The sequence below is a fragment of the Chromobacterium sp. W521 genome, assembly GCF_052805975.1.
Genome location: NZ_JBRBAF010000004.1, coordinates 29,883 through 55,931, shown reverse-complemented (window position 1 = coordinate 55,931; position 26,049 = coordinate 29,883). Strand labels below are relative to the sequence as shown.

Annotated in this window: 25 protein-coding genes; 10 read left to right on the top strand and 15 right to left on the bottom strand. The window is 62.8% G+C overall.

The annotated features are described in order from the left end of the window. Positions 1 to 14 precede the first annotated feature (14 nt). From deoA to mutY, 4 genes are all read right to left on the bottom strand, one after another. Positions 15 to 1,340: a thymidine phosphorylase gene (gene deoA / locus ACUXV1_RS06760; protein ID WP_043632212.1), complete on the bottom strand. Its 1,326-nt coding sequence runs from the start codon at positions 1,338 to 1,340 to the stop codon at positions 15 to 17. Between the two features lie 340 nt (positions 1,341 to 1,680). Further along, positions 1,681 to 2,448, bottom strand: a complete 768-nt coding sequence (gene deoC / locus ACUXV1_RS06755) for a deoxyribose-phosphate aldolase (protein ID WP_043632209.1) — start codon at positions 2,446 to 2,448, stop codon at positions 1,681 to 1,683. A gap of 311 nt (positions 2,449 to 2,759) precedes the next feature. Beyond that, a complete protein-coding gene (locus tag ACUXV1_RS06750) occupies positions 2,760 to 4,964 on the bottom strand; it encodes a RelA/SpoT family protein (protein ID WP_043592768.1) in 2,205 nt (734 codons plus the stop codon). Between the two features lie 44 nt (positions 4,965 to 5,008). After that, on the bottom strand, positions 5,009 to 6,049 hold the full coding sequence (mutY, locus tag ACUXV1_RS06745) for an A/G-specific adenine glycosylase (RefSeq protein ID WP_081554397.1): 1,041 nt from the start codon (positions 6,047 to 6,049) through the stop codon (positions 5,009 to 5,011). A gap of 126 nt (positions 6,050 to 6,175) precedes the next feature. On the opposite strand from mutY, the gene ACUXV1_RS06740 reads away from it, so the two are divergent. The 3 genes from ACUXV1_RS06740 (at position 6,176) to ACUXV1_RS06730 (ending at position 10,197) form a co-directional block, all read left to right on the top strand. After that, positions 6,176 to 8,881 carry a THUMP domain-containing protein gene (locus ACUXV1_RS06740; RefSeq protein ID WP_446014779.1) on the top strand — a complete coding sequence of 902 codons (2,706 nt, stop codon included), beginning with the start codon at positions 6,176 to 6,178 and terminating at the stop codon, positions 8,879 to 8,881. Between the two features lie 203 nt (positions 8,882 to 9,084). Then, positions 9,085 to 9,297 carry a hypothetical protein gene (locus tag ACUXV1_RS06735; RefSeq protein ID WP_446014777.1) on the top strand — a complete coding sequence of 71 codons (213 nt, stop codon included), beginning with the start codon at positions 9,085 to 9,087 and terminating at the stop codon, positions 9,295 to 9,297. Positions 9,298 to 9,594: 297 nt separating this feature from the next. Further along, complete coding sequence (locus tag ACUXV1_RS06730) at positions 9,595 to 10,197, top strand: MarC family protein (RefSeq protein ID WP_446014775.1); 603 nt, start codon at positions 9,595 to 9,597, stop codon at positions 10,195 to 10,197. A 23-nt stretch (positions 10,198 to 10,220) separates the two neighbouring features. Here ACUXV1_RS06730 and ACUXV1_RS06725 read toward each other — a convergent pair whose 3' ends face one another. Continuing rightward, positions 10,221 to 10,946, bottom strand: coding sequence for a substrate-binding periplasmic protein (locus tag ACUXV1_RS06725; protein ID WP_446014774.1), 726 nt, complete (start codon positions 10,944 to 10,946; stop codon positions 10,221 to 10,223). A gap of 277 nt (positions 10,947 to 11,223) precedes the next feature. On the opposite strand from ACUXV1_RS06725, the gene ACUXV1_RS06720 reads away from it, so the two are divergent. Continuing rightward, positions 11,224 to 12,558, top strand: a complete 1,335-nt coding sequence (locus ACUXV1_RS06720; protein ID WP_081554376.1) for a dicarboxylate/amino acid:cation symporter — start codon at positions 11,224 to 11,226, stop codon at positions 12,556 to 12,558. 125 nt (positions 12,559 to 12,683) lie between these two features. Further along, complete coding sequence (locus ACUXV1_RS06715) at positions 12,684 to 13,274, top strand: thiol peroxidase (protein ID WP_081554377.1); 591 nt, start codon at positions 12,684 to 12,686, stop codon at positions 13,272 to 13,274. Between the two features lie 73 nt (positions 13,275 to 13,347). Here the strand turns inward: ACUXV1_RS06715 and ACUXV1_RS06710 are convergent, their stop codons facing one another. From ACUXV1_RS06710 to ppsA, 3 genes are all read right to left on the bottom strand, one after another. Further along, the gene (locus ACUXV1_RS06710; protein WP_019100345.1) at positions 13,348 to 13,695 is read right to left on the bottom strand and encodes a NirD/YgiW/YdeI family stress tolerance protein; all 348 of its coding nucleotides are present in this window, start codon (positions 13,693 to 13,695) and stop codon (positions 13,348 to 13,350) included. Positions 13,696 to 13,756: 61 nt separating this feature from the next. Next, positions 13,757 to 14,191: a hypothetical protein gene (locus ACUXV1_RS06705; protein ID WP_446014772.1), complete on the bottom strand. Its 435-nt coding sequence runs from the start codon at positions 14,189 to 14,191 to the stop codon at positions 13,757 to 13,759. Positions 14,192 to 14,281: 90 nt separating this feature from the next. Next, positions 14,282 to 16,669, bottom strand: a complete 2,388-nt coding sequence (gene ppsA, locus ACUXV1_RS06700) for a phosphoenolpyruvate synthase (protein ID WP_043632200.1) — start codon at positions 16,667 to 16,669, stop codon at positions 14,282 to 14,284. A 321-nt stretch (positions 16,670 to 16,990) separates the two neighbouring features. Between ppsA and ppsR the strand changes: the two genes are divergently transcribed. The 5 genes from ppsR (at position 16,991) to ACUXV1_RS06675 (ending at position 20,804) form a co-directional block, all read left to right on the top strand. Beyond that, complete coding sequence (gene ppsR / locus ACUXV1_RS06695; protein ID WP_043592814.1) at positions 16,991 to 17,815, top strand: posphoenolpyruvate synthetase regulatory kinase/phosphorylase PpsR; 825 nt, start codon at positions 16,991 to 16,993, stop codon at positions 17,813 to 17,815. A 446-nt stretch (positions 17,816 to 18,261) separates the two neighbouring features. Then, complete coding sequence (locus ACUXV1_RS06690; RefSeq protein WP_446014770.1) at positions 18,262 to 18,561, top strand: hypothetical protein; 300 nt, start codon at positions 18,262 to 18,264, stop codon at positions 18,559 to 18,561. Positions 18,562 to 18,780: 219 nt separating this feature from the next. Further along, positions 18,781 to 19,803 carry a tryptophan--tRNA ligase gene (gene trpS, locus ACUXV1_RS06685; protein ID WP_081555455.1) on the top strand — a complete coding sequence of 341 codons (1,023 nt, stop codon included), beginning with the start codon at positions 18,781 to 18,783 and terminating at the stop codon, positions 19,801 to 19,803. Between the two features lie 138 nt (positions 19,804 to 19,941). Beyond that, entirely contained in the window at positions 19,942 to 20,247 is a 306-nt protein-coding gene (locus ACUXV1_RS06680; protein WP_446014769.1) for a chorismate mutase, read from the top strand. Positions 20,248 to 20,339: 92 nt separating this feature from the next. After that, positions 20,340 to 20,804 carry a CreA family protein gene (locus tag ACUXV1_RS06675; protein ID WP_019101875.1) on the top strand — a complete coding sequence of 155 codons (465 nt, stop codon included), beginning with the start codon at positions 20,340 to 20,342 and terminating at the stop codon, positions 20,802 to 20,804. A gap of 44 nt (positions 20,805 to 20,848) precedes the next feature. Here the strand turns inward: ACUXV1_RS06675 and ACUXV1_RS06670 are convergent, their stop codons facing one another. From ACUXV1_RS06670 to mltG, 7 genes are read right to left on the bottom strand one after another with little or no spacing between them, the layout of a single operon-like run. After that, complete coding sequence (locus ACUXV1_RS06670; RefSeq protein ID WP_081544258.1) at positions 20,849 to 21,625, bottom strand: MBL fold metallo-hydrolase; 777 nt, start codon at positions 21,623 to 21,625, stop codon at positions 20,849 to 20,851. Between the two features lie 24 nt (positions 21,626 to 21,649). Then, positions 21,650 to 22,042: a hypothetical protein gene (locus ACUXV1_RS06665; protein WP_043592816.1), complete on the bottom strand. Its 393-nt coding sequence runs from the start codon at positions 22,040 to 22,042 to the stop codon at positions 21,650 to 21,652. Positions 22,043 to 22,056: 14 nt separating this feature from the next. Further along, entirely contained in the window at positions 22,057 to 22,827 is a 771-nt protein-coding gene (locus tag ACUXV1_RS06660) for a TatD family hydrolase (RefSeq protein WP_446014767.1), read from the bottom strand. 48 nt (positions 22,828 to 22,875) lie between these two features. Next, entirely contained in the window at positions 22,876 to 23,250 is a 375-nt protein-coding gene (locus ACUXV1_RS06655) for a PilZ domain-containing protein (RefSeq protein WP_043632172.1), read from the bottom strand. Between the two features lie 18 nt (positions 23,251 to 23,268). Further along, positions 23,269 to 24,282: a DNA polymerase III subunit delta' gene (locus ACUXV1_RS06650; protein WP_081555457.1), complete on the bottom strand. Its 1,014-nt coding sequence runs from the start codon at positions 24,280 to 24,282 to the stop codon at positions 23,269 to 23,271. Then, positions 24,282 to 24,917, bottom strand: a complete 636-nt coding sequence (tmk, locus tag ACUXV1_RS06645; protein ID WP_446014766.1) for a dTMP kinase — start codon at positions 24,915 to 24,917, stop codon at positions 24,282 to 24,284. The genes ACUXV1_RS06650 and tmk overlap by 1 nt, the downstream gene beginning before the upstream one ends. Continuing rightward, complete coding sequence (gene mltG, locus ACUXV1_RS06640; RefSeq protein ID WP_039755172.1) at positions 24,917 to 25,909, bottom strand: endolytic transglycosylase MltG; 993 nt, start codon at positions 25,907 to 25,909, stop codon at positions 24,917 to 24,919. Before mltG ends, tmk begins: the two co-directional genes overlap by 1 nt. Positions 25,910 to 26,049: the final 140 nt, after the last annotated feature.

Genomic DNA, 26,049 nt, shown 5'->3' with positions numbered 1-26,049 from the left:
TTGCCGCTCCGGGATTACTGCTGGCGAATCTTCTGATAGACCAACGGCAACGCGGAAGGTGCCGCGTCCGCCAGTTGGATCGCCGCCTTGAGGCGGCGCTCCGCGTCGGCGAAGCTGTTTTCGTCTGCCGCGTGAATATAAGCCAGCGGCGCGCCGGCGTCGATGCGCTGCCCCAGCTCGACAAAGCGGGACAGGCCGACTCGGAAATCCAGCTCGTCGCTGGGCAGGCGGCGCCCGCCGCCCAGCGCGCACACCGCCATGCCGATGCCGCGGGTGTCCATGCCGCCGACGAAGCCGGCGCGCTCGGCCAGCACCGGGCGCACGATGGGAGCCGGCGCCATATGGGAATCATAGTTCTCCATGAAGTCGGCCGGGCCGCCCAGCGCGGCCACCATGCGGCCGAAGATCTCGGCGGCGCGGCCGGAATCCAGCGCGGTCTGCAGCTTGTCGCGCGCCTCGGCCTCGTCCTTGGCCAATTTCCCCACCACCAGCATCTCGGCGCACAGCGCCATGGTGACTTCATGCAGCCTCGGATTGCGCTCGTCGCCCTTCAGGTAACGCACCGCCTCGCGGGTTTCTATGCTATTGCCGGCGGTCCAGGCCAGCGGCTGGCTCATTTCGGTGATCAGCGCGCTGGTGGCCACGCCGGCGCCGTTGCCCACCTTGACGATGCGCTCCGCCAGTTCCACGGATTTCTCCATCGTCGGCATGAAAGCGCCGGTGCCTGCCTTCACGTCCATCACCAGGGCGTCCAGGCCGGCGGCCAGTTTTTTGGACAGAATCGACGCGGTGATCATCGCCACCGACTCCACCGTCGCAGTCACGTCGCGCACCGCGTAAACGCGGCGGTCGGCCGGTGCCAGGTCCGAAGTCTGGCCGATGATGGCCACGCCCACTTCCTTGACCACGCGGCGGAACTCGTCCGGGCTGGGGAAAGGATTGTAGCCGGGAATCGCCGACAGCTTGTCCAGCGTGCCGCCGGTATGGCCCAGGCCGCGGCCGGAAATCATGGGCACGAAGCCGCCGCAGGCGGCCACCATCGGCCCCAGCATCAGCGACACCACGTCGCCGACGCCGCCGGTGGAGTGCTTGTCCACCACAGGGCCGGGCAGATTAAGGTCGCTCCACTGCATGCGGCGGCCGGAGTCGCGCATCGCCAACGCCATATGCACGTTTTCTTCCAGGGCCATGCCGTTGAAGTACACCGCCATGGTCAGTGCGGAGATTTGACTATCGGCCACGCTGCCGTCGGTGATGCCGGCGACGAACTGTTGGATATCCTGTTGCGACAACGCCTGGCCGTCGCGTTTCTTGCGAATGATTTCCTGAGGCAAAAACATGGCATTCTCCCTGCCTTGCGCCTGCCGCGGCGCAGCGCGCCGCAAGCAATAAATAATGGCCGGGCCCCAACGCCACGGCCAAGGATTTAAGAACCTGTTTACGATCTGCTGCGCGTAGTGGGGCGCTACACGATGAGCATCCCTTCGAAATGCTCATGCACCACTTGACCATTCCGCTTTCTCAGCCGTTTTCACCTTGTCTCGCTCTTGCTCGCGAGATCGTAAACACGTTCCAAGAGCCACTGACAAAACCGCGTAGAGCACCTGAGGCAAGGCGCGCCGATAAGTCGGTGCAACGCGGCATCAGGGGATTTGTCAGCGGCGATGAAACGGCGAGCGATCAGTAGCCGCTGATCGGCTTGATCTCGCCCCCTTGAATTTCCGCCTGCAAATTGCCCAACAGGCCGGAGGCGCCGAAACGGAAGCGCTCCGCGCTCACCCATTCCGCGCCCAGCAGATGCTCGGCCAGGTCCAGATATTCCACCGCCTCGGCCGCGGTGCGCACGCCGCCGGCCGCCTTGAAGCCGCAAGCGCCGCCGGTTTCGCGGATGGCGGACAACATCACGCCGGCCGCTTCCAGCGTGGCGTTCACCGGCACCTTGCCGGTGGAGGTCTTGATGAAATCGGCGCCGGCCTGGATGGAAATCAGGCTGGCCTCGCGGATCAACGCCTCATCCTTGAGCTCGCCGCTTTCGATGATGACTTTCAAGGTCTTGCCGTCGCAAGCGTCCTTGCAGGCCGCCACCAGTTGCGCCCCCACCTCTCGGTTGCCGGCCATCAGCGCCCGGTAAGGGAATACCACGTCGACCTCGTCCGCGCCGTAGGCGATCGCGGCGCGGGTTTCCGCCACCGCAATGGCGATATCGTCGTCGCCGGCCGGGAAGTTGGTGACGGTGGCTACTTTCACCTCGGGGCAGCCCGCCTCGCGCAGGGTTTTCTTGGCGATGGGCACGAAGCGCGGATAGACGCAAACCGCGGCCACGGTTCCGGCTTCGCTCTTGGCCTTGCGGCACAGCGCGGCGACTTTGTCGTGAGTGTCGTCGTCGTTCAGCGTGGTGAGGTCCATCAGGGACAGAGCGCGGCGCGCCGCGGCGATCAATTCGGACATGGGCTAACAAACCTTTCAATGAGAAACGGCCAGCCGCACTCGCCAGCCGTTCCAAAGCTTCAGCGCCGCCGGTTGGCGGCGGCGCAAAAAAACCATTATGAAAATTTCTTCAAGTCAAAGCAATGCACAGCGTCAGGGAACTTGTGCCAACGCAAACTCGGCCGCGCCTTAGAACGTGTTTACGATCTCGCGAGCTAAGGCGAGACAAGGCGAAAACGGACGAAAAAGCGGAATGTACAAGTTGTACATGAGCATTTTGAGCACGGTTTCAACGCCGTATCGCCGACGCGCAGCAGATCGTAAACAGGTTCTTACAAACGCCGCGCCTCCTGCACCCCGCTCAACTCCATCATTCGCGACAGCACCCGGCTGATGTCCTGCACCTGGCGCACCTCCACGGTGAAGCGCATGCGGGCGCGGGTGTCGCGCGACAGGGTGTTGACGCCGATCAGGTTCAACTTCTCGCGCGACAGCACATCCGACAGGTCGCGCAGCAGGCCGGGGCGGTCCATTGCGATGATTTCAATGTCGATGGGGAACACGCTGCTGCGCTGATCGCCCCATTCCGCGGCGATCAGCCGCTCCGGCGCGGCCACCGACAGCTTCTTCAGAGTCAGGCAATTGGTACGGTGAATGGAAATGCCGCGCCCCTTGGTGACAAAGCCCATCACCCCGTCAGGCGGCGCCGGCTTGCAGCACTTGGCCAGCACCGTCATCAGATTGTCCACGCCCTCGATCAGCACGCCGCCGGCGTCGTGACCGCCTTTACTGGCCTTGACCAGGCTTTCCGGCGCCACGTCCGTCGGCGGTGGAGGCGCGAAGCTGACGATGGCGTTGGACACCACGCGCGTGGTCAGCTCGCCGTGGCCTAGCGCGCCGTACACTTCTTCCAGTTTGTCGTAGCCCAGCTTCTCCGCCAGCGCGCCCAGATTGGGTTGCATATGGCTGTGGCGTGCCAGCTCGCGCTCAAACAGCATCTTGCCGGTTTCGCGCACGGTGTCCGCGTTGAGCAGGCGGATGTGCTGGCGGATCTTGGAAATGGCGCGATGGCTCTTCACCCAGCCGTCGTGCAGCCAGTTCACCGACGGCCCGCCCTCCTTGGCCGTGAGAATTTCCACCCGCTGGCCGTTTTGCAGCGGCGTGGACAGGGGCACGATCTGCCCCTCCACCTTGGCCCCGCGGCAACGGTGACCCAGATTGGTGTGCACCGAATAGGCGAAGTCGATGGGGGTGGCGCCAAAGGGCAAGGCTATCACCCGGCCTTGCGGCGTCAACACATAGATGGTGTCGGCGAACAGCTCGGTCTTGAACGCCTCGGCCAGACCTTCGCGGTCAGACATCTCCTCGCGCCAGTCCAGCAATTGGCGCAGCCAGGAGATTTTCTCCTCGTAGGCGGCGTCGCCCTTGCCGCCCTCCTTATAGCGCCAGTGCGCGGCCACGCCGAACTCGGCGTGCTCGTGCATTTCGAAAGTGCGGATCTGCACCTCCACCGCCTTGTCCTCCGGACCGATCACCGCGGTGTGCAAGCTGCGGTAATTATTGGCCTTGGGGTGGGAGATGTAGTCGTCGAACTCGCCGGGAATCGGCTGCCAGGTCCCGTGAATAATGCCCAGCGCCGTGTAGCAGTCCGGCAGCCGCTCCACCAGAATACGCACCGCGCGGATGTCGTAAAGCTCGCAGAAATCCAGCTTTTTCTTCTTCATCTTTTTCCAGATGGAGAAGATGTGCTTGGGCCGGCCGGCCACCTCCGCCTTCACGCCGGCGTTCTTCAGTTCCGTGCGCAAGGTGTCCAGCAGCCGGTCGATATAATCGATGCGCTCCAGCCGGCGCTCGTCCAATAGTTTGGCGATGCGCTTATAGCTGTCCGGCTCGGTATGACGGAAGCCCAGGTCTTCCAGCTCCCACTTGATCTGCCACACCCCCAGGCGGTTGGCCAAGGGCGCGAACAGGTCCAGCGTTTCCGTGGCGATGCGGCGGCGCACCGTCTCATCGGCCACTTCCGCCAGGTAGTGCATGGTCTGGGTGCGCCAGGCCAGCTTGATCAGCACCACGCGGATGTCCGCCACCATGGCCAGCAGCATCTTGCGCATGGTTTCCGCCTGACGCGCGCGCTCCTCCGGCGTGGAGAGCTTGTCTATGCGCGCCAGCTCGGTGATGCGGCGCACGCCGTTGACCCCCTCCACCAACACCGCCACCGTCGGATTGAAGGTTTCGGAGAGCCAGGCCTGCCAGTCATCGCGGTAATCCGAAGCGGCGAACATCAAGGTGGCGACGATGGCGTCCGGCAACAGATTCAGATCCGCCACGATAGCGGCCGCGGCCACCGCGTGGTTGAACAAATCCTCGCCGGTCTGGGCCATGGTCTTGCCGCAGTACAGGGCGCGCGCCTCGTCAAAGGCGCGGGTGATCATCGCCTGCTCTTCGCCGCTCAGCGAAGAAGACAAGCCCTCCAGCCAGCGCTGCGGATTAGCCGCGTCTGCCAGGGTGTCAGCCATCGAACGAACTACGGAAACCATATCAACCCAGTAACTCAATCAAATCGTGTTTCGACAGCGCCCGGCTACTCGGCCAAGCGCAACAACAACCGGCGCACCGGCGCGGGCACACCGGCGTCCGGCGCTTCCGCCAACGGCAGCCACTGGCCGTTGTCTTCCATCGCCGCGCCGCCGTTCAAGCCATCCAGGCGCGCCGGCAACGGCGTAATGATCAAACGATAATGCGTGAATACATGTTCCAACTCCGGCCAGGCCGGCAACGCGTCGCCCTGCCCCGCGCGCTGCAGCCAGTCCTCGGCCTGCGTCGAGGTCTCGAACTCCGGCAACGACAACAGTCCGCCCCAAATGCCGGAAGGCGGCCGCCGCTGCAGCCACACCTTGTCCTCGTGCGTGGCCAGCAGCATCACCGTATGGCGCGTGGGCACCGCCTTTTTGGGCCGCGGCGTCGGCAGCTCTCCGGTGCGCCCCTCGCGCGCCGCCACGCAGCCGTCCACCATAGGACAGACGGTACAAGCCGGCTTGCCGCGGCTGCACACCGTGGCGCCCAAGTCCATCAAACCTTGAGTGTAGGCGCTCATCAGCGCCTCATCCTGCGGCAACAATGTTTCGGCCAAGCACCACAAGCGCTGCTCCACCGCCTTCTCGCCGGGGAAACCGGCAACGCCGAAACAGCGGGTCAGCACGCGCTTGACGTTGCCGTCTAGAATGGTTTCCCGCCGGCCGAAAGCAAAAGAAGCAATCGCCGCCGCGGTGGAACGCCCCACGCCGGGCAGACGCTCCAGTTGCTGGCGCTCGGCCGGGAAGCTGCCGCCAAACTCAGCCATCACCATCTGCGCCGCCTTGTGCAGATTGCGCGCCCGGCTGTAATAACCCAGGCCGCTCCACAGTGTCAGCACATCCTCCTGCGGCGCGGCGGCCAAAGCCGCCACGTCCGGAAAACGGGCGAGAAAGCGCGGGTAATATTCCAGCACGCTTTTGACCTGGGTCTGCTGCAGCATGATCTCGGACAGCCAAATCCGGTACGGGTCGCTGACTTGCCATGGCAAATCATGGCGTCCATGCATTTTTTGCCAGGCGGTCAGCCGCGCGGCGAATGAGCTGTGCAACATCATTTATCATCTTGAATCGAACCGGATATGGTAGCGGAAACCCTTGCAGTCACCAAGCAGCCTCCGGACAAATAAGTTAAAATCAAAGAATTGCTTAAAAGTCTGCTTACTCAAGGAAGTTCCATGTCCAGTTTCCGTTCCCGCCAGCGTGCCAATATGCGCCGCGATTTCAATAGCCGCGACAATGAGGCCAGTTCGCCGGCAGGCGGAGACAGCCCGGCCGGCAAAAGCCCCGTGATCCAGAAGAAAGCGCCTTCGGCTGACGCCTCGCCGCGCGCGCCCTATTCCGGCCCGCGCCCAGGCAATGCCAAGCCAAACTGGCAGGACCGCGGCGCAGGACAGGGACAAACCCCGCGAGACGGCGGCAAGCGCGGCCCCTACCAAGGACGCGACCAACAAGCCGGGCGCGACAAGCCGTATGGCAACGAACGCCGCCCGCAAGGCCAGCAGCGCTTTGAACGCAACGAAGGCCAAGATAATTTCAAGCAGGACCGCTTCAATAAAGAGCGCGGCAACAACTGGCAACAGCGCAGCTTCGCCCGTGACGGCGAAGAACGCCCGCAAGGCAGCGGCCCCAAGAAACCCTTCCATCACCGAGAAGACCGCGAGCCGCGCGATTACAGCCGCGACCGAGGCCCATCCGGCCGCAAACCGCTGAACGCCACGGCGGACGTGGAACAAGAACGCAAGCCTTACAGCCGCGACCGCGGCCCGTCCGGCCGCAAACCGCTGCATCTGGAACGGGACGGCGAACAAGGCGCGCCGCAAGGCAAGCCCCGCTGGCAACAGCCCGACGGCGAACGCCATGTGGATCAGCCGCGCAAGCCGTTCAATCCGTCCGCCGACCGTGAGCAGCGCTTCCGCCGGGACGACGCCGAACAGGCGCCGCGCAAGCCTTGGCAGGAACGCCAGCACAGCGAGCAGCGCGAAGATGGTCCGCGCAAGCTGTTCGGCAAATCTGCCAAGCACGACAACCACTTCCGCCGTGACGACGCCGAGCAAACACCACGCAAGCCATGGCAGGAACGTCAACATGGCGAGAGCCGCGACGATGCCCCGCGCAAACCGTGGCAAGAGCGCCAGCATAGCGACCGCCGCGACGACGCCCCGCGCAAGCCGTGGCAAGAGCGCCAACACGGCGACCGCGACAACCGTTTCCGCCGAGACGACGCCGAACAAGCGCCCCGCAAGCCGTGGCAGCAAAACGAACCCGCTGAACGCGGCGAGGACGGCCCGCGCAAGCTGTTCGGCAAATCCGCCGAACGCGACAACCGCTTCCGCCGCGACGACAGCGAACAAGCGCCGCGTCAGGACCGGCGGCAAAGCGAGCCGGCCGAACGCAGCGAAGGCGGCCCGCGCAAGCTGTTCAGCAAACCGTCCTATCGCGACAACGACGTCCGCCGCGACGACGCCGAACGCACCCCGCGCCAAAGCTGGCAGCAAGAAGAACGCCCGCGCCACGAGCGTCGCGAAGGCGAAACTCGCCAACAGTTCGGTAAACCCGGTGCCGGCCGCCTGAAGCCGCTGGGCGACCAACACCGCGTGGAAACCCGCGGCGAACACCGCTACGCCGAAGCACCGCGCCATGCGCCTTCCGAACGCCAAGCGCCTAGCCTGACCCAGGTGCGCGACAGCGTGCTGTCCCTGTTCGCCCCCTGCCCGCGCGGCCTGGAAGCCATCCTGGCCGACGAACTGCGCGGCCTGGGCGCGCGCGACATCGCCACCGCCGACGGCGGCGTGGCTTTCGCCGGCGACCGCGATCTACTGATGGCGGCCAACCTGCACAGCCGCACCGCCAGCCGCGTGCTGCTGCAACTGGCCCAAGGCGGCTACCGCAACGAGCAAGACATCTACCGCCTGGCGATGAACGTGGACTGGCCGCGCTGGTTCGACGTGTCCAACAGCATCAAGCTGAAGACCGACGCCATCCGCTGCCACTTCAAGAGCCTGGATTTCATCTCGCTGAAGGTGAAGGACGCGATCTGCGACCGCTTCCGCCAGGCGCAGCTGGGCCGGCCCAATGTCGACACCCGTCACCCGGACGTGCGCATCCATGTTTTCCTGACTGAAGACAGCGCCACCATCTACCTGGACACCAGCGGCGAACCGCTGTTCAAGCGCGGCTGGCGCCAGGAAACCGGCGACGCGCCGCTGCGTGAAAACCTGGCCGCCGGCATCCTGATGCTGACCGGCTACAACGGCAGCCAGCCGCTGCTGGACCCGATGTGCGGCAGCGGCACCTTCCTGGTGGAAGCCGCCGACATCGCGCTGAACCGCGCGCCGGGCCGCCAACGCAAATTCGCCTTCCAGAAACTGCGCGGCTTCGATTCCGCCAGCTGGGAAAAACTGCTGCTGGACGCCCTGCACGCCGAAAAGCCGCTGACCAAGCTGACGATCAACGGCTCCGACCGCGATCAGGCCATCATCAACGTCGCCAAGGACAACCTGGAGCGCGCCGGCCTCTCCGGCCTGGTGGAACTGAAGGCGATGGATGTGCTGGACGCTCGCCCCAACGGCGAAAACGGCATCCTGGTGGCCAACCCGCCCTACGGCGTGCGCATGGACGAACTGGACCAGCTGGCTGAATGGTATCCGCAACTGGGCGACTGGCTGAAGGCACACTTTGCCGGCTGGCACGCCAACCTGTTCAGCGGCGACCTGCGTCTGGCCAAACTGATCCACCTGTCGCCCAAGCGCCGCACCCCGTTGTACAACGGCTCGCTGCAATGCCGGTTGTTCGTCATCAATATGGTGGAAGGCAGCGCCCGCAAGGAAAAACCGGGCGAGCAGGCTGAAGCCATCGAGCAGGACGATCACGCCGCGGAATAACTCCGCGCGCGGACAGCAAAACGGCGAGCCATGGCTCGCCGTTTTTATGATGTATTGCTCCAGAATATAAGGTGCGGTCTTCAGGCCGTTTTGAGGCTCATGGCCTCAACCCGCTCCTCAATCGCCGCCTCCGCCGATTCGTTTAAACTTTCAGCGATCCCCCGAGCCGCCCTGGCCCGCGCCTCGGTTCCGGAGGCCCGGCTATGAATCCCTTCCCCAGCCTCATTGAACTAGACCGCCTGATCCAGCAGCCGCACGCGCAGAGCCTGCCACAAGACGCACTGCGCATCCTCGAACCCAGGCTAAAGCGGCTGGCGCATTGCTGCCAATCCATCCACGATATCTGTCACGCCACCTCGCTGAAGCTAGGTCCGATCCGCAACGCGCTGGCCGAGTTGCTGACGCTGCTGGACTAGTCCGAGATCGGGCATCTGGAGCGCGAGCAGGTATATTGTCTGCTCGAATCCTTTGCCCGGCGCTTGCAACAGGCTTATGAAGCGTTGCAGGAACTGAGCTTAGCCCGCCAACGGCCGCCAGCCGCGCCAGGCGGGCAGACGAGCCGGCAGGCCAAACGAATAAAACCGTCGCAATCCGGACTAACCCATTCGGCATCGCCATGAGATAATCCCGCCCGGACGCGCGCTTAAAAATCCAGAGCCTTACGCACAGGGCCTGCGCGCCATTGATACCACTCAACGCTGCAAGCACACACCATGCAAACCTCTTTCCTGTCCGCCACCATCCTGCTGATCCTGATCACCGATCCGCTGGGCAATATTCCACTGTTCATCGCCGCGCTCAAGCAGGTCAAGCCGGAACGCCGCCGCCGCGTGGTCTACCGCGAATGCCTGATCGCCTTCCTGGTGCTGTCCGCCTTCATGTTCTTTGGCCGCAATTTTCTGGACTTGATGCATCTGACCGATGATTCGATGCGGGTGGCCGGCGGCGTGATTCTGTTCCTGATCGCCATCAAGATGATCTTCCCCGGCGAGGGCAGCGTGTTCGGCGGCGACAAGATGCACGGCGAGCCCTTCATCGTGCCGATCGCCGTGCCGTTGATCGCCGGCCCCTCGGCGATGGCCACCGTGCTGCTGATGTCCACCCGCGAGCCGGAGCGGATGCTGGAATGGCTGGGCGCCTTGACCATCTGCATGCTGGTGACGCTGCTGGTGTTCCTGTTTTCCGGCAAGCTGCAAAAGCTGCTGGGCGAGCAGGCGATCACCGCGCTGGAGCGGTTGATGGGCCTGGTGCTGACCGCGATCTCGATTGAGATGCTATTGGGCGGCGTGGCGTCCTATATCAAACAATTCCACTGAGCTTAGCGCCCATATAGGTCAGCCTAGCGATAATGCTTGCGCAGCGCGTCGACCACGCCGTCGCGCTGCATACTGAGCAGCGTCTTGTTGAGTTTCTGCACGATGCGCTCATCCACCCCCAGGTTGCAGGCGAGGTACATCTGCACCGTGTTGAAGCTGAACAGCAGACGGATGGGCAGCCGGTTGGCGGCGGCGATGTAAGCGCCGCTGAACTCGCCGCTGGCCCAGAAATCGATATGGCCGGCCACCAGCTTCTTGGCATTCAAATCGTCCGCTCTCGCCAGCTCCAGTTTGAAGCCCAAGTCGGCCAGATACTGCGACGTGCCCGAACCTTTGTAGCTGCCTATGGTGTAGCCGCGCGCGTCCTCCAGCGTGGCCACCCCCGTGGGGCTGTGGGGGCCGGCGAACAGACTCCAGGAATTGCTGACCAGCGGCCCCACCCATTTGAACTGCCCCTCCCGGCTCGCCGTGCGCGAGGTCGAGTAAACGCAGCTATTGCTCTCCTGCTGCGCGATGGCGTAGGCGCGCAGCCAGGGCAGCAGTTCCATGCTGTACGGAATGCCGGCGCGCTGGAACAGTTCGCGCAGGATGTCGGTGGACAGGCCGCCGATCTTGCCCTCCTCCAGCGCGATGTTGAACGGCGGGTAGTCCTCGGTCAGCAAGCGGAGGCGAGGCGAGGCCGATTCCGCCATGACGCAGGCAGAGAGCGCGCCCAACAACAGGGCTAGGTAGACAAATGCGAGCTTCATGGCGACAAGCCTCCCGCTGGATTCTGACGATGCATCTTCCAAGCATAGAAGCTGACGGCTTGGATGGAGCCTTGCCTCCACCAAAACGACGCGGCCATGCCAACGCGCAGGCGTGATTTGGTTCGTGTTGGGGATATCCCGCATAGGGATATCGGCAATTCGTCGCCGCCCCTCCTCTTGCTAGCATCCGCAGTCATGGGCCATCAAGAGCCCGCTTTTGATTGCATAACAACTTCGGCCCCCCGCGCCGGAGTCAGACAACGCTACAGGGACCGCGATGCGAACCAAAACCCCTCTTTACCAGCGCCTCTATTTCCAGGTGCTGCTGGCCATTTTCCTCGGCGTGATGCTCGGCGCCTTCGTTCCCGACCTGGGCGCGAAGATGAAGCCGCTGGGCGACGCCTTCATCAAACTGATCAAGATGATGATCGCCCCCATCATCTTCGCCACAGTGGTGGTGGGCATCGCCAAGATGGGCGACATGAAGGAAGTGGGCCGCGTGGGCGTGAAAGCGCTGTTCTACTTTGAAGCCGTCACCACACTGGCGCTAGTGATCGGCCTGGTGGTGGTGAATGTGCTCAAGCCCGGCGCCGGCCTCAATGTGGACCCCAGCACGCTGGACGCGCACTCGGTGGCCAAGTACGCGGCCAACGCCAAGGAAATGAGCAGCATTGATTTCCTGATGCACATCATCCCGGATACGGTGGTGGGCGCGTTCGCCAATGGCGAAATCCTGCAGGTGCTGACCTTCTCGGTGCTGCTGGGCCTGGCGCTGACCAAGATGGGCGACAACGGCAAGACCATCGTCCACATCCTGGACGAGTTTTCCCACGCTCTGTTCGGCGTGATCAATATGCTGATGAAGCTGGCCCCCATCGGCGCCTTCGGCGCGATGGCCTTCACCATCGGCAAGTACGGCGTGGGTTCGCTCAAGCAGTTGGGCTTCCTGATGCTCTGTGTCTATCTCACCTGTTTCGCCTTCGTCTTCGTTGTGCTGGGCACCATCGCCAAACTCAACGGCTTCAGCCTGTGGCGCTTCCTGGTCTACATCAAGGAAGAACTGCTGCTGGTGCTGGGCACGTCTTCGTCGGAATCCGCGCTGCCGGGCATCATGAAGAAGCTGGAGAACCTGGGCTGCTCCAAACCGGTGGTGGGCATGGTGATTCCCACCGGCTACTCCTTCAATCTGGACGGCACCTCCATCTATCTGACCATGGCCGCCATCTTCATCGCCCAGGCCACCAATGTGGACCTGACGCTGGCGGAGGAGCTGGGCCTGCTGGGCGTGCTGCTGCTCACGTCCAAGGGCGCGGCCGCGGTGACCGGCGGCGGCTTCATCACCCTGGCCGCCACGCTGGCCACGCTGGGCGGCAAGCTGCCGGTGTCCGGCCTGGCGCTGCTGATCGGCATAGACCGCTTCATGTCCGAAGCCCGCGCCATCACCAATTTGATAGGCAATGGCGTGGCCACCATCGTGGTGGCGCGCTGGGAGAAGGCGCTGGACGAAGAACGCATGCGCCGCGTGCTGGCGGGCGAGCCGGTTCTGCCGGAGGAGCCGGCCGCCGCGCCGCTGCCCGCTCAGCTGGCCACCGCGAAAGCCGCCCAATCCTGAACTTTTGTTTTCCCAGCCCTTACAGCCTGCGTCCACGCGGGCTTTTTTTATGCTCATAGCAAAACGGCGGCTTGATTTTGCCGTCATGTGGTCCACGATAGAAGAATGGGCATAGGGAGACGAGAATGAGCGACTTCATGTTGCAATACGGCGATGAGTTGTTGCCGGTGGAGGGGGACTTCCCTGAAGTGGGCGCTTATCTACCCAGCTTCATGCTGGTGGGCGACGGCAAGCAGGACGTGTCGCTGGAAGGCTTGGGCGGCGTGCCCAAGCTGATTCTGACCTTGCTCTCGCTGGATGAATACGAGCATGGCGGCCAATATCTGCTGCAGGAGACGCGGCGCTTTCTGGAGCGCTGGCCGCAAATCAGCCTGGTGGTGATCACGGTGGATTCGCCGTCCTCTCTGGCCCGCGCCCGGCGCGAGCACGGCTTGCCCCACGTTACCCTGCTGTCCACGCTGCGCGGCCGCGATTTCCACAAACATTACGGGGTGTTGATCCGCGAATATCCGCTTAGCGGCTACACCGCGCCCGCTCTGCTGCTGGCCGACGGCAGCAACATCATTCATTACGCCGAGCGGCTGCGCAACACCCAGGATCTGTTCGACTTCGAAAGGATCAACCACTTGCTGCGCGAAGCCGAGGAACAGGCGCTGGAGGCGCAACAAGAATTGGAGCACGAGGAGCAGTTGAAGGACGAAGGCCCGTCACAGTAAGCCCCCAATAACAACACGGGCCCGGCCTGCTCATGCAGCGCCGGGCCCGTCGCATTGGCCAGGGGAAAGCGGCTTACGGCAAAACTTCCACCAGCTTGGCGTCCACCTTGGTCGAAGTCAGTTCCTTGTCCACTTCGCCGACGATGCGCAGCTTGCTGTTCTGGTCGAACTTTTTCGCCGGCAGGCGTTTCTGGCTTATCTTCACCGTCATCGAACCGGTGGCGTCGCGAAATTCATAACGCTTGTGGTCGATCTGGCGCACGATCTTGCCTTCCAGGGTAACCGGAGTGTCGTCGGCGGCTTTCTGCGCGGCGGCTACGGTAGTGACCGCGGCCGGCACGCCGGGGCCGGCGAATTCCGCCTGAGCGGCGAACGGCAGGGACAAGGCGGCGGCAGTGAGCAGAACGGTGATGGTTTTCATGTTGTGGCTCCTTAAGTGTTGGTTGACGGTGCCATTAAAACAGCGCCGGCTTAACGCAAACTTAAGCGTTCGCCCGGGCCCCCAACAAGCGGCGCGAAGAGTCCAGATCGGCCGCATAGCCATGCTGAGCATAGCTCGCCTGCTGACGGTAATGCGCTTGTTCGCTGGCGATTCGCTTGTCCACGCCCTTGAGCGCAAGCTGCAACTCCGCGTTCAATCTTAAGTCTTTATGCCCGAAGCTGGCCGGCAGCGGTTTGATCTCCGCGGCGATGGCATCGCGCAAAGCGCCCAAGTCCGCGTAGCTGCCGCGCTCCACGGCCTGGTTTGAGCAAGCCTTTAATACTTTGGCCAGCGCGCTGGCCTCCTTCGCCTGGGGCGCGTTCAGATAGCGCGGGATCAAGATATCCAGTGTCTGATGGGAAACCGGGAGAAATGGGAGTCGCATGGGTGCATCCTGATAAAGGTGATGAGTCGAATCGTTGATGCCGCCCAGCATATGCATCCGTTCCCGCGCCAGCTTGCAAGAAACGCCGGACAAAACAAAACCGCCCGGCAAGCGGGCGGTTTGAAAGCGGTGAAACAGGGATTAGCTGTTCAGTTCACGCGCCAGGTACAGCCAGGTCTCCACCACGGTGTCCGGGTTCAGGGACACGGTTTCGATGCCCTCTTCCACCAGCCACTTGGCGAAGTCCGGATGGTCGGACGGGCCTTGACCGCAAATGCCGATGTACTTTCCTTGCTTGCGGCAAGCCTGGATCGCCATGTGCAACATGGCTTTGACCGCTTCGTTGCGCTCATCGAAGGTGGAAGCGATCGGGCCGCCGGAGTCTCGGTCCACGCCCAGCGTCAGCTGGGTCATGTCGTTGGAGCCGATGGAGAAACCGTCGAAGTGCTGCAGGAACTTGTCCGCCAGCACGGCGTTGGTCGGCAGCTCACACATCATGATCAGGCGCAGGCCGTTTTCGCCGCGCTTGAGGCCGTTGGCCGCCAGGATCTCCACCACTTGCTCGGCTTCGAACAAGGTGCGCACAAAGGGAATCATCACTTCCACATTGGTCAGACCCATCACGTCGCGCACTTTCTTGATGGCGCGGCATTCCAGTTCAAAGCAATCGCGGAAGGATTCGGCCACGTAGCGCGCGGCGCCGCGGAAACCAATCATCGGGTTTTCTTCGTGCGGCTCGTACAGTTGACCGCCGATCAGGTTGGCGTACTCGTTCGACTTGAAGTCGGACATGCGCACGATGACCTTTTTCGGATAGAAGGCGGCGGCCAGAGTGGACACGCCTTCGGCGATCTTGTCGACGTAGAAGTCCACCGGGCTGGCGTAGCCGGCGATGCGGTCGCTGATGGTGGCTTTCAGATCCGCCGGCAGCTTATCGAACTCCAACAGCGCTTTCGGGTGGATGCCAATCTGACGGTTGATCACGAACTCCATGCGCGCCAGGCCCACGCCTTCGTTCGGCAGCTGCGCGAAGTCGAAAGCCAGTTCCGGGTTGCCGACGTTCATCATGATCTTGACCGGGGCCTTGGGCATCTTGTCCAGTTCCAGGTCGATCACTTCCACGTCCAGCAGGCCGTCATAGATGTTGCCGGTGTCGCCTTCGGCGCAGGAAACAGTGACCTGCATGCCTTCGGACAACACCTGGGTGGCGTCGCCGCAGCCCACCACGGCCGGGATGCCCAGCTCGCGCGCGATGATGGCCGCGTGGCAGGTACGGCCGCCGCGGTTGGTGACGATGGCGGCGGCGCGTTTCATCACCGGCTCCCAATCCGGATCGGTCATGTCGGTGACCAGCACGTCACCCGGCTTGACGCGGTCCATCTCGGACGCGTCCTTGATGGTGCGCACCACGCCCTGGCCGATCTTCTGGCCGATGGCGCGGCCTTCGCACAGCACTTGCGATTTGCTGTTCAGGCGATAGCGGCGCAAGGTGTCCTTGCGGTCTTCCTGCGACTTCACCGTTTCCGGGCGGGCCTGCAGGATGTAGAGCTTGCCGTCGTGGCCGTCGCGGCCCCACTCGATGTCCATCGGACGACCGTAGTGTTTCTCGATGATCAACGCGTATTCGGCCAGTTCGGCCACTTCGGCGTCGCTGATGGAGAATTGCTGACGCTCCGCCGGGGACACGTCCACGGTCTTCACCGAGCGGCCGGCTTGCGAGGCGTCGGTGAACTCCATCTTGATCAGCTTGGAGCCCATGGTTTTGCGCAGCACCGCCGGACGGCCGGCTTTCAGCGTCGGCTTGTGCACGTAGAACTCGTCAGGGTTCACCGCGCCTTGCACCACGGTTTCGCCCAGGCCGTAAGACGCGGTGATGAACACGACGTCTTCAAAACCGGATTCGGTGTCGATGGTGAACATCACGCCGGCCGCGCCACAGTCGGAACGCACCATGCGCTGCACGCCGGCGGACAGAGCCACTACGTCGTGCTCAAAGCCTTTGTGCACGCGGTAGGAAATGGCGCGGTCGTTGTAGAGGGAGGCGAAAACGTGTTTCATCGCATCCTTGACATTGTCAAGGCCGCGGATATTCAGGAAGGTTTCTTGCTGGCCTGCGAACGAGGCGTCGGGGAGGTCTTCGGCAGTGGCAGAGGAGCGGACGGCAACGGAAATATCGGCACCGCCGGCATCGGCCACCATCTTATCCCAGGCCTCTTTGATATCGGCGTCAAGCTTGGCGGGGAACGGGGTATCGATGATCCATTGCCGGATTTCCTTGCCGATTCGGGCCAGTTCGCTGACATCGTCGATGTCCAGATTGGCCAGTGCGGCGCTGATCTTGTCGGCCAGACCGTTGTGCTGCAAAAAATCCCGGTAAGCCTGCGCCGTGGTGGCAAAGCCGCCTGGGACGCGAACCCCGGAGCCGGCCAATTGGCTGATCATTTCACCAAGGGAGGCGTTCTTGCCGCCTACCTGCTCCACATCGGTCATGCGCAGTTTCTCGAACCAGATGACGTAGTTCTCAGCCATCACTTCACTTCCTGTGTTGGATTGGGACGATAGGGCCGCATTCTAGCCGAATTACGTGCCAGATGCGTAGCGTCTTTTGCAGCGCAACACGGGTTTTCGGCGGAACGAGGACAAGCATTGCAACAGAATCAATAAGTTGACAGACATTCCTGATGAAAATGATTGTCAAAACCGTGTAATTTACGCACTACACGGCTAAGCGGCGCTCCTAGCGGGTTTCGTCGCGGCCTTTCAGAGTATAGAATCCTTTGAACCCCGGGCGCGCCGCAAAGCGCGGCAGGCGCGGTTCCGGCCTTGTTCACTCGCAATACAGGTGTTTGCATGCCCCACCATCTCCGCTCCGCCTTCTTCGTTTCCGATCGCACCGGCATCACCGCCGAATCGCTGGGCCACACGCTGCTGACCCAGTTCGACACTGTGGAATTCAAGCGCGAGACCATTCCCTTTGTCGATACCGTGGAAAAGGCCGAAGCGCTGGCGGAGGTTATCCGCCAAGTGTCGGAAACGGATCACCTGAAGCCGCTGGTGTTCACCAGCATCATCAACCCGGACGTGCGCAGCGCGCTGCAGGTTGAGAACGCGGTGATGATAGATTTCTTCGACACCTTCATTGGCCAGCTGGAACAGGAAATCGGCCAGCGCGCCTCGCTGAGCGTGGGCAAGGCCCACGGCATGGTCAACGAGGAGAAGTACGATCACCGCATCGAAGCGGTCAACTTTTCGCTGAACCACGACGACGGCGTCAAACTGAAGGACTTGCATGAAGCGGACGTGATCCTGGTGGGCGTATCCCGCTCCGGCAAGACCCCGACCTGCCTGTATCTGGCGCTGCAATACGGCATCCGCGCCGCCAACTACCCGCTGACGCCGGAAGACCTGGGAAGCCCGACGCTGCCCAAGTTGCTGCTGCCGTTCAAGGACAAGATCTTCGGCCTGACCATCGACCCGGCGCGGCTGCACCATATCCGCTCCGAGCGCCGGCCGGACTCCAAATACGCCAGCATGGACAACTGCCGACGCGAGGTGAACGAGGCCGAGTCGATGTTCCGCCATCACGGCGTCCCCTTCATCAGCACCACTCACAAGTCCATTGAGGAAATCGCCTCCACCATCATGCACAAGGCGGCGCTGGGCCGGCGTTTCTAAGAACCCGTTCAAAATCTGCTGCGCTTCGGCGATACGGCGTTGAAAACATCCTAGAAATGCTCATGCACCACTTGACCATTCCGCTTGTTGGCTCGTTTTCGCCTTGTCTCGCCCTAGCTCGCGAGACTTTGAACAGGTTCTAAGACCCGCTAACAAAACTCCTGATCCTGCGTTGCGCCTCCTTGTCGTACCACTTGTACTGCCTGCGTCGGCGCGCCTTGGCTCAGGTTCTCTGCGAGGTTTTGTTAGCGGCTCTAAGCCTTGCCCGTATCCCATTGGAACCGGCCGGCGTCGCCCGGCCGTTTTCATGCCCACCGCCTAAGAAGCCCAACAACAATATCCATATAGCACTTTGTTTATTATCACTTTTTTACAATTTTGCCCGGAACATATAGCAAGCAGGCGCTCTCAAACAAGCATCTTGATCCCTTGAACCGGGCCCCCCGATGCATATCCTCTCCATCACCGCGCAACTCAAGGCCGCCGCCTCGCCGTTGAGACAAGTGAGCGCGATCGCCGCCAAGACTGACAGCCGCGCCGCCGCCAGCGACCCGCGCAAGGAAATGGCGGAGTTCGTCGCTCCTCACCCGCAATCCTCCACGACCAACAGGGATGCCGCTTCCCACGGTGAGTCTTTCGAACGGCTGTTGCGCCAAGCTCAGAGCGCGGCCCGAAACAAGAATGTTTCGCCCTATTCCGAAGACCTCATGCCGCCGGCCGGCAGCCTGCTGCATGTCCTGGCCTGAAAAGACGCTTGACGCTGCTTTGCTCGCCGTGCTCTGATAAAGCCCATGAACTACGCAACCGCATTCGCATCCTTTTTTTGGTGGTGGCGCCTGAACTAAGGCGGCACCGGCGTTTGCACACCCAAAACCCGGAAGCTGCCGATACGGCGGCATAGGGTTTCCAGCAGTACCTCTCCTCCCCCGGATCGGCAGTTTCCAGCAAGCTCACTGGAGACCAATATGAATCTGGACAACATCACAGCCAAAGACATCATCCTCACCGGCGACCGCACCACCGGACAACTGCATCTGGGCCACTACGTCGGCTCGCTGCGCAACCGCGTGATTTTGCAAGACCGTTGCCGTCAGTTCCTGCTGCTCGCCGACGCCCAGGCGCTGACCGACAATATGGGCAACTATCTGAAGGTACGCGACAATGTGCTGCAGGTGGCGCTGGATTACCTGGCGGTGGGCATAGACCCGGAAAAAAGCACCATCTTCATCCAGAGCCTGGTGCCGGAGCTGACCGAGCTGTCTTCCTACTATCTCAACCTGGTCACCGTGGCGCGGCTGGAGCGCAACCCCACCATCAAGGACGAGATCAAGCAGCGCGGCTACGAGCGCGACATCCCCGCCGGCTTCCTCACCTACCCGGCCGCCCAGGCCGCGGACATCACCGCCTTCAAGGCCAGCATCGTGCCGGTGGGCGAAGACCAGATTCCCATGATCGAGCAGACCAATGAGATCGTGCGCCGCTTCAACGCCAGCGTAGATCAAACGGTGCTGGTGGAAGCGCGCGCGGTGGTGCCGGAACACGGCTCCCGCCTGCCCGGCATCGACGGCAAGGCCAAGATGTCCAAATCCCTGGGCAACACCATTACTTTGTCGGCCACGCCTGACGAGATCCGCCAGGCGGTGAAGATGATGTACACCGACCCCAATCACCTGCGCGTCGCCGACCCGGGCCAGGTGGAAGGCAATGTGGTGTTCACCTATCTGGACGTATTCCATTCCGACCCCGCGCAAGTGGCGGAATGGAAGGATCATTACCGCCGCGGCGGCCTGGGCGACACCGTGATCAAGAAACAGCTGGAGGAATGCCTGCAGGCCTTGCTGGAACCAACCCGCACCCGCCGCGAACAGTACGCGCGCGATCCGGCCGCGGTGATGGAAATGCTGAAGACCGGCACCCAGCGCGCACGCGCGGTGGCGGCCGCCACGCTGGCCGAGGTTAAGGCGGCGATGGGCTTGAACTACTACTGAGAACCTGTTCATCGTCTGCCGCGCTTCAGCGATACGGCGTTGGGAACGACTCCGGCATGCCCATGCGCCACACAGCAGCCTCCGCCTTGTCTCGCCCTAGCTTGTTAGGCTATGAAACCGATTCCGAAAGGCTTTTTAATGGAACAGATCTACCAATGCCAAAACCTGGATGAGGTGCGGGGCCAGATCGACCACATCGACCGCGCTCTGGTGTCGCTAATCGCCGAGCGCGGCCTTTATGTGCGTCAGGCGGCGGCGTTCAAGCACAGCCGGGACGAAGTGGAAGGCGGCAAACGCGTCGATCAGGTGATGCGTCGCGTCGAGCGTCTGGCCGGCGAACTGGGGGCCGACGCGGCGCTGACCGCGGCGGTCTACCGCACGATGATAGAGTACTTCGTCGCCGATGAAATGGCGGCTTTCCGCGCCAAAGCGGCTGGCGATTGAGGCGAAGGCCGGCTTTCCCTACAATCGCTTCCATCCGCTGACCGTCGGCCGCCCTTCCCGGCCGGCGTCTTTCCCGCGGCTGGAGAACACGAATGAACAAGATAGCCCTGTTGCTGCTCGCCTGCCTGGCCGCGCCCGTGATGGCCGAAGAGGTGGGCGAGGTGTCCACCACCTTCAAACTGCTCAGCCCCAACGACAAGGTAGTGGTGGAAGCTTTTGACGACCCGGCGGTGCAAGGTGTGGCCTGCTATATCTCCCGCGCCAAGACCGGCGGCTACAAGGGCGCGCTGGGGCTGGCCAAGGACCCGTCGCGCTTCTCCGTGGCCTGCCGCCAAGTGGGCGCGATCAAGTTTTCGCGGCCGCTGCCCAAGCAGGAGCAGGTGTTCAAGGAAGGCGCGTCCTTCATCTTCAAGCATGTGCGCGTGGTGCGCATCGTCGACGCCAAGCGCAATACGCTGACCTACCTCAGTTACTCCGACAAGCTGATAGACGGCAGTCCGGACAACGCGCTGACCGCGGTGGCGGTGCTGGATCAGAAAATCCCGCTACAGCCCTGAAATAAAAGCGATTGATTATTAACGATTTCTTGACATGACGGGCATCAGCTAAACGGCAGCTCGACGCGCAGGCCGTCATAGCCCACCTCCACGCCGGGCGGACATTCGGCGCTGAGCGCGGCGAACTCCAGCCGATGGGTCATGTGGATCAGCACCGTGCGTGCAGCTCCGATGCGCTTGGCCCAGGCGAAGGATTGGCTCACACCCAGGTGGGACGGATAGGGGTCGTGGTTCAGGCAATCCAGGAACAAGACTTTCAGTCCTTGCAGCAAGGGCAGGCTGCTGTCCGGGATGTCCGACACGTCGGTCAACCAGGCCATGTCGCCGACGCGCCAGCCGAGGCAAGGCCAGGAGCCGTGTTCCAGCGGCACCGGCGTCAGCGTGACGCCGCCGCAGTCCACCGGCCCGTCCACTTGCTGTGGCAACAGCACCGGCTTGTCCCACATCTTGGACGGCGGCAGCAAGGCGTAGTCGAAACGACGCTTGATGTTGTCCAGGGTGAAGGCGTTGCCGTAGAGCGTGATCGGCCCCTTTTTCACATAACAAAAAGCGCGCAGATCGTCGATGCCGTTCAGGTGGTCGGCGTGCGGATGGGTATACAACACCGCGTCCACCCGGCTCAGCCCCTCGCGCAGCGCCTGCTGCCGCAGGTCCGGCCCGGTGTCGATCAACAGCCCCTGGCCGGCCACCTTAATGTAGGCGCTGGCGCGGGTGCGGCGATTGCGGGGATCCGGCGAGCGGCAGGTAGCGCAATCGCAGCCTATAGCCGGCGTGCCGGAACTGGAGCCGCAGCCCAGGATGGTGACTTCAAGCGAGCCCAATGACGTTTTCCAAGTAACAAGACATCAGCGGCAGCGCTCCGGGCGTTCCGCCTTCTCGCGCACCCAGCCGCCGTCGCAACGGACATTCCCGTCCGCGTCTTGCTGGCAGCTGCCGCGCGGCTGCTTGGCGCAATACGGATTGCCGTCCCGCGACAACAGACAGGCGCCGGGGCCGGCGTAGGTGACGCCATTGGCGCGCACCACCCCGCCGCCCGGATACGGCGAGCACAATACGTTGCCGAATTCATCAATCGCGCATTCGCCCTTGCCGCACATCGCCTGTCCGCGCTGCACCAGAGCGATGCCGCCGTCTTCGGAACAATAGCTGCGGCCGTTCAGATTGACGCAATTGGCCCAAGCCTGGGCCGACAACAGGACGGCCAGCAAGGCCAGCCCGGACAGCAAGATTCGCTTCATGCGCTTTCTCCGCTTCAACGACCGGCCTTGGAGAAGAGCCGGAAAAAATTATCGCTGGTGACGCGCGCCACCTCTTCCAGATCGATGCCGCGCAGTTCCGCGATATGCGCGGCCACATGGCGGACGTAGGCCGGTTCATTGACCTTGCCGCGATACGGCACCGGCGCCAGATAGGGCGAGTCGGTTTCGATCAACATCCGTTCCATCGGCACTTTCTGAGCCACCTCCTTGACCTGCGCCGCATTCTTGAAAGTCACCACGCCAGAGAAGGAAATGTAGAAGCCCAGCTCCAGCGCCGCCTGCGCCACCTCCCAGGTTTCGGTGAAGCAATGCATCACGCCGCCGCACACTTCAGCGTTCTCTTCACGCATCAGGCGGATAGTGTCCTCGGCGGATTCGCGGGTATGAATCACCAGCGGCAGGCCCACGCGCTTGGCGGCTCGGATATGAGTGCGGAAGCGTTGATGCTGCCAGTCCAGATCGCCCTTGCACCAGTGGTAGTCAAGGCCGGTTTCGCCGATGCCCACCACTCGCGGATGCGCGGCCAGCGCCACCAGCTCGTCCTCGCTGTATTCTTCCGCCTCCTGATCATCCGGATGCACGCCCACGGTGGCGTACAAATTGCCGTGGCTTTCCGCCAGCGCCAGCACTTGCGGATATTTGGGACGGCTGACGCCGATCACCAGCGCATGGCTCACCTGGTTGGCCTGCATATTGGCCAGCACTTCCGGCATGCGCGCGGCGAGGTCGGGAAAATTGATGTGGCAGTGGGAATCGATAAACATAGTTGCGTCAATCAGACTGCGGCGCGCGGATGCGCGTCGCGAAAACAATCACATGGTATGGGTGGGCCGGCTGGAGTTGAGCACACCGCTGAGCAGGGCCTCGATCTTGTCCTTGGCCTGCTTGCCGGTATCTCCAGCGACGAATTCGACGCCGACGCCCTGCACCCGGCTGTTGTTGGCGCCGGCCGGCGTCAGCCATACCACCTTGGCCTGCACCGCGATGCGCTGCGGGTCGTCCATCAAGGTCAGCAGCAAGAAGACTTCCTCGCCCAGCTTCATTTCCTTGTTGGTGGGAATGAAAATGCCGCCGTGGCGCACAAAGGGCATGTAAGCGGCGAACAGCGCGCTGCGCTCCTTGATGTGCAGGGACAGCACCCCGGGACGGTTGGGGTTGAGGTCCGGGCGAGTGGCGGAAGTGTCCATACTTGCTAACCCTCAGTGTCAGGCGGCCTTGCCGCTGGCGAATATCTTGAGATAGTCCATCAGCACCGCCTCCAATTGCAAGCGCGTGTTCAGCGTATGCTGGCCAAACGGCGCCAGTTGGTTGAGCGTTTGCTGACACGCCATCAATTGCGCGATGTCGGCGCGCGCCGACAGCTGCTGCAAGGCGCGCTCCTGATCTGGATAATAGCGGAGCAAACCGGCCAGTCTCAAACTCGCTAGATCATGCAGCCATTTCATCAGCCAGCCGATGGGCAGCAACAGCGGCAGTTTCTGTTTATCCACCGCCTCCGCCAGCTGCAGCACATTGGCGAAGCTGGGTTGGGCCAGTCCTTGAACAAACTGGCCACGCAGCTTGGCCAGCGCCGGATCGTGGTCGAACAGCGGCGCGCCGCCATTGTGGGCCAGCTCCAGTTCGGCGTCGGCCACGCCTTGCTCGCGCAGCCAGGCCAGCGCTTGCGCCTGGTCCGGCCGCGTCAGCGGAAATTGGCGGCAGCGGCTGCGTATTGTGGGCAGCAGGCGCTGGGGCGCATGCGCCACCAGCAGAAACAAGACCTCCGCCGGCGGTTCTTCCAGAATTTTGAGCAAGGCGTTGGCAGCGGCCGGATTCAGGCTTTCCGCCGGTTCCACCAGCACGATGCGCCGGCCGGCGCGATGCGCGCTCAGATGAGCGAAGTCGATCACCTCGCGCACCGCCTCGATTTTGATCACCGGCAGCTTGCGGCTGACCTTCTTGCCCTCCGCGCCCTCCTTGCCTTCTTCGTCCTCATCGCCCAGCGGCGACAAGCGGCGGAAGTCCGGATGAGTGCCGTGCAGATACCAACGACAGGCTTCGCATTCGCCGCAAGGACGGTGGCCGGCTTGGGGGCGTTCGCATAGCAAGGACTGGGCCAGATGTTCGGCGAACTCCAGTTTGCCGATGCCCGCCGCGCCGGTGAACAACCAGGCGTTGGGCAGGCGGTCGCGCTCGGCGTTCAGCCGCGCCCAGTCGCCTTGTTGCCAGGGCAGCAGCATCACGCGGCCTCCAGCAGTTGTTGCAAGCAGGCCGCGATATCCACCTGGATCTCGGCGATGGAACGGCTGGCATCCAGCACCGCGAAACGCGGCTGGCCGGCGGCGCGCCGCAGATAAGCTTCCCGCACGCGCACGTGGAAATCGGCTTTTTCCTGCTCAAAGCGATCCAGCTGCCGGGTCTTGGACATGCGCTCGGCCGCCACCTCCAGCGGCAAGTCGAACAGCAAGGTCAGATCCGGCTGCAAACCGTGCTGCACCCATTGCTCCAGTTCGGCGATGCGCTCGAAGGGCACGCCGCGGCCGCCGCCCTGGAAGGCGAAGGTGGAATCGGTGAAGCGGTCGGACACCAGCCACTGGCCGGCGGCGAGCGCGGGCTCGATCACGCTGTGCAGCAATTGCTGGCGCGAGGCGAACACCAGCAGGGTTTCCGCGTCCAGCGAGGCCTCGGTGTCCACCGCCAACAGCAGTTCGCGGATTTTTTCTCCCAGCGGAGTGCCGCCCGGCTCGCGGGTGAATACGGCGTCGACGCCGTGTTGCGCCAGCCAATCGCGGATAAAGGTCAGATGGGTGCTCTTCCCGGCGCCGTCTATGCCCTCCAGGCTGATGAAGCGGCCGCGTTGCTGCTCTAGCGCCATTACTGTCCTTTCTTCAAGATGTATTTGCGCACCGCCTGGTTGTGTTCGTCCAGCGTCGCGGAAAAATGCGAGGTGCCGTCGCCTCGGGCGACGAAATACAGGGCGTTGGTTGCGGCCGGATTCGCCGCCGCGTCCAGCGCCGCCTTGCCCGGCAAGGCGATGGGCGTCGGCGTCAGCCCGGCGCGGGTATACGTATTGTAAGGCGTGTCGCGGCGCAGATCAGCCTTGCCTATCTTGCCCTGATACAGGCTGCCCATGCCGTAGATCACCGATGGGTCGGTCTGCAGCCGCATGCCCTGCTTCAAACGGTTGACGAACACCCCGGCCACCATTGGACGGTCGGCGTCTTCGCCGGTTTCCTTTTCGATCAGGCTGGCCATGATCAGCAGTTCGTAAGGCGTGCGGTAAGGCAGCTCCGGCTTGCGCGCCGCCCAGGCCGCCTCCAACCGTTGCTGCATGGCGCTGAAAGCCTGCCGGTACAGTTCTGCGTCTTCTATGCCCGGGCTGAACAAATAGGTGCTGGGAAAGAACAGGCCTTCCGGCTTGGCGTCGCCAAAGCCGAGCCGCCGCATGATCTCCTCGTCGCTCCAGTCCTTGGCGGTGTGCTGGATATCCGGGTTGCGGTCTATCGCCTGACGGAACTGACGGAAGGTCCAGCCCTCGATCACCGTCAGGCTGGCCTCGTCAGGGTGGCCATCGGCCAAGCGGTTCAAGATGTCCAGCATCGATGCCTGGCCGTCGAAACGATACAGACCCGCCTTGATCTTGCGGTCCACGCCTTGCAGGCGGGCCAGGGCCACCATCACCTGGCGGCTGCGAACCACTCCCTCCTGTTCCAGCCCGCGCGCCACTTGACTCAGGGTGCGGTTGGGCCCCACGGTCAGCTTGTAACCGGCTTCCGGCAAACCAACCGGAATCAGAACCACCCAGGCCAGCCAGGCACAGCCCAGCGCGAGGCACAGCAACATCAGGCGAAACAGTGTTTTCATCATTTGACGGAAAGAATCAGGCAGCGCAGCGGAACGATCGCGCATGATACCAGACAAGCCGGCCTGACCGACATGTCAGGCCTTCCTCCCGCAATCAAGCAAAGTTTGCGCCAAATCAACTGTCCACCTTTCCATTTTGCATA

Excerpts from the sequence above, each read along its gene's own strand:
- deoA (WP_043632212.1), bottom strand. The coding sequence starts at position 1,340 with ATGTTTTTGCCTCAGGAAATCATTCGCAAGAAACGCGACGGCCAGGCG.
- deoC (WP_043632209.1), bottom strand. The coding sequence starts at position 2,448 with ATGTCCGAATTGATCGCCGCGGCGCGCCGCGCTCTGTCCCTGATGGAC.
- ACUXV1_RS06750 (WP_043592768.1), bottom strand. The coding sequence starts at position 4,964 with ATGGTTTCCGTAGTTCGTTCGATGGCTGACACCCTGGCAGACGCGGCT.
- ACUXV1_RS06740 (WP_446014779.1), top strand. The coding sequence starts at position 6,176 with ATGTCCAGTTTCCGTTCCCGCCAGCGTGCCAATATGCGCCGCGATTTC.
- ACUXV1_RS06735 (WP_446014777.1), top strand. The coding sequence starts at position 9,085 with ATGAATCCCTTCCCCAGCCTCATTGAACTAGACCGCCTGATCCAGCAG.
- ACUXV1_RS06730 (WP_446014775.1), top strand. The coding sequence starts at position 9,595 with ATGCAAACCTCTTTCCTGTCCGCCACCATCCTGCTGATCCTGATCACC.
- ACUXV1_RS06725 (WP_446014774.1), bottom strand. The coding sequence starts at position 10,946 with ATGAAGCTCGCATTTGTCTACCTAGCCCTGTTGTTGGGCGCGCTCTCT.
- ACUXV1_RS06720 (WP_081554376.1), top strand. The coding sequence starts at position 11,224 with ATGCGAACCAAAACCCCTCTTTACCAGCGCCTCTATTTCCAGGTGCTG.
- ACUXV1_RS06715 (WP_081554377.1), top strand. The coding sequence starts at position 12,684 with ATGAGCGACTTCATGTTGCAATACGGCGATGAGTTGTTGCCGGTGGAG.
- ACUXV1_RS06710 (WP_019100345.1), bottom strand. The coding sequence starts at position 13,695 with ATGAAAACCATCACCGTTCTGCTCACTGCCGCCGCCTTGTCCCTGCCG.
- ACUXV1_RS06705 (WP_446014772.1), bottom strand. The coding sequence starts at position 14,191 with ATGCTGGGCGGCATCAACGATTCGACTCATCACCTTTATCAGGATGCA.
- ppsA (WP_043632200.1), bottom strand. The coding sequence starts at position 16,669 with ATGGCTGAGAACTACGTCATCTGGTTCGAGAAACTGCGCATGACCGAT.
- ppsR (WP_043592814.1), top strand. The coding sequence starts at position 16,991 with ATGCCCCACCATCTCCGCTCCGCCTTCTTCGTTTCCGATCGCACCGGC.
- ACUXV1_RS06690 (WP_446014770.1), top strand. The coding sequence starts at position 18,262 with ATGCATATCCTCTCCATCACCGCGCAACTCAAGGCCGCCGCCTCGCCG.
- trpS (WP_081555455.1), top strand. The coding sequence starts at position 18,781 with ATGAATCTGGACAACATCACAGCCAAAGACATCATCCTCACCGGCGAC.
- ACUXV1_RS06680 (WP_446014769.1), top strand. The coding sequence starts at position 19,942 with ATGGAACAGATCTACCAATGCCAAAACCTGGATGAGGTGCGGGGCCAG.
- ACUXV1_RS06675 (WP_019101875.1), top strand. The coding sequence starts at position 20,340 with ATGAACAAGATAGCCCTGTTGCTGCTCGCCTGCCTGGCCGCGCCCGTG.
- ACUXV1_RS06665 (WP_043592816.1), bottom strand. The coding sequence starts at position 22,042 with ATGAAGCGAATCTTGCTGTCCGGGCTGGCCTTGCTGGCCGTCCTGTTG.
- ACUXV1_RS06660 (WP_446014767.1), bottom strand. The coding sequence starts at position 22,827 with ATGTTTATCGATTCCCACTGCCACATCAATTTTCCCGACCTCGCCGCG.
- ACUXV1_RS06655 (WP_043632172.1), bottom strand. The coding sequence starts at position 23,250 with ATGGACACTTCCGCCACTCGCCCGGACCTCAACCCCAACCGTCCCGGG.
- ACUXV1_RS06650 (WP_081555457.1), bottom strand. The coding sequence starts at position 24,282 with ATGCTGCTGCCCTGGCAACAAGGCGACTGGGCGCGGCTGAACGCCGAG.
- tmk (WP_446014766.1), bottom strand. The coding sequence starts at position 24,917 with ATGGCGCTAGAGCAGCAACGCGGCCGCTTCATCAGCCTGGAGGGCATA.
- mltG (WP_039755172.1), bottom strand. The coding sequence starts at position 25,909 with ATGATGAAAACACTGTTTCGCCTGATGTTGCTGTGCCTCGCGCTGGGC.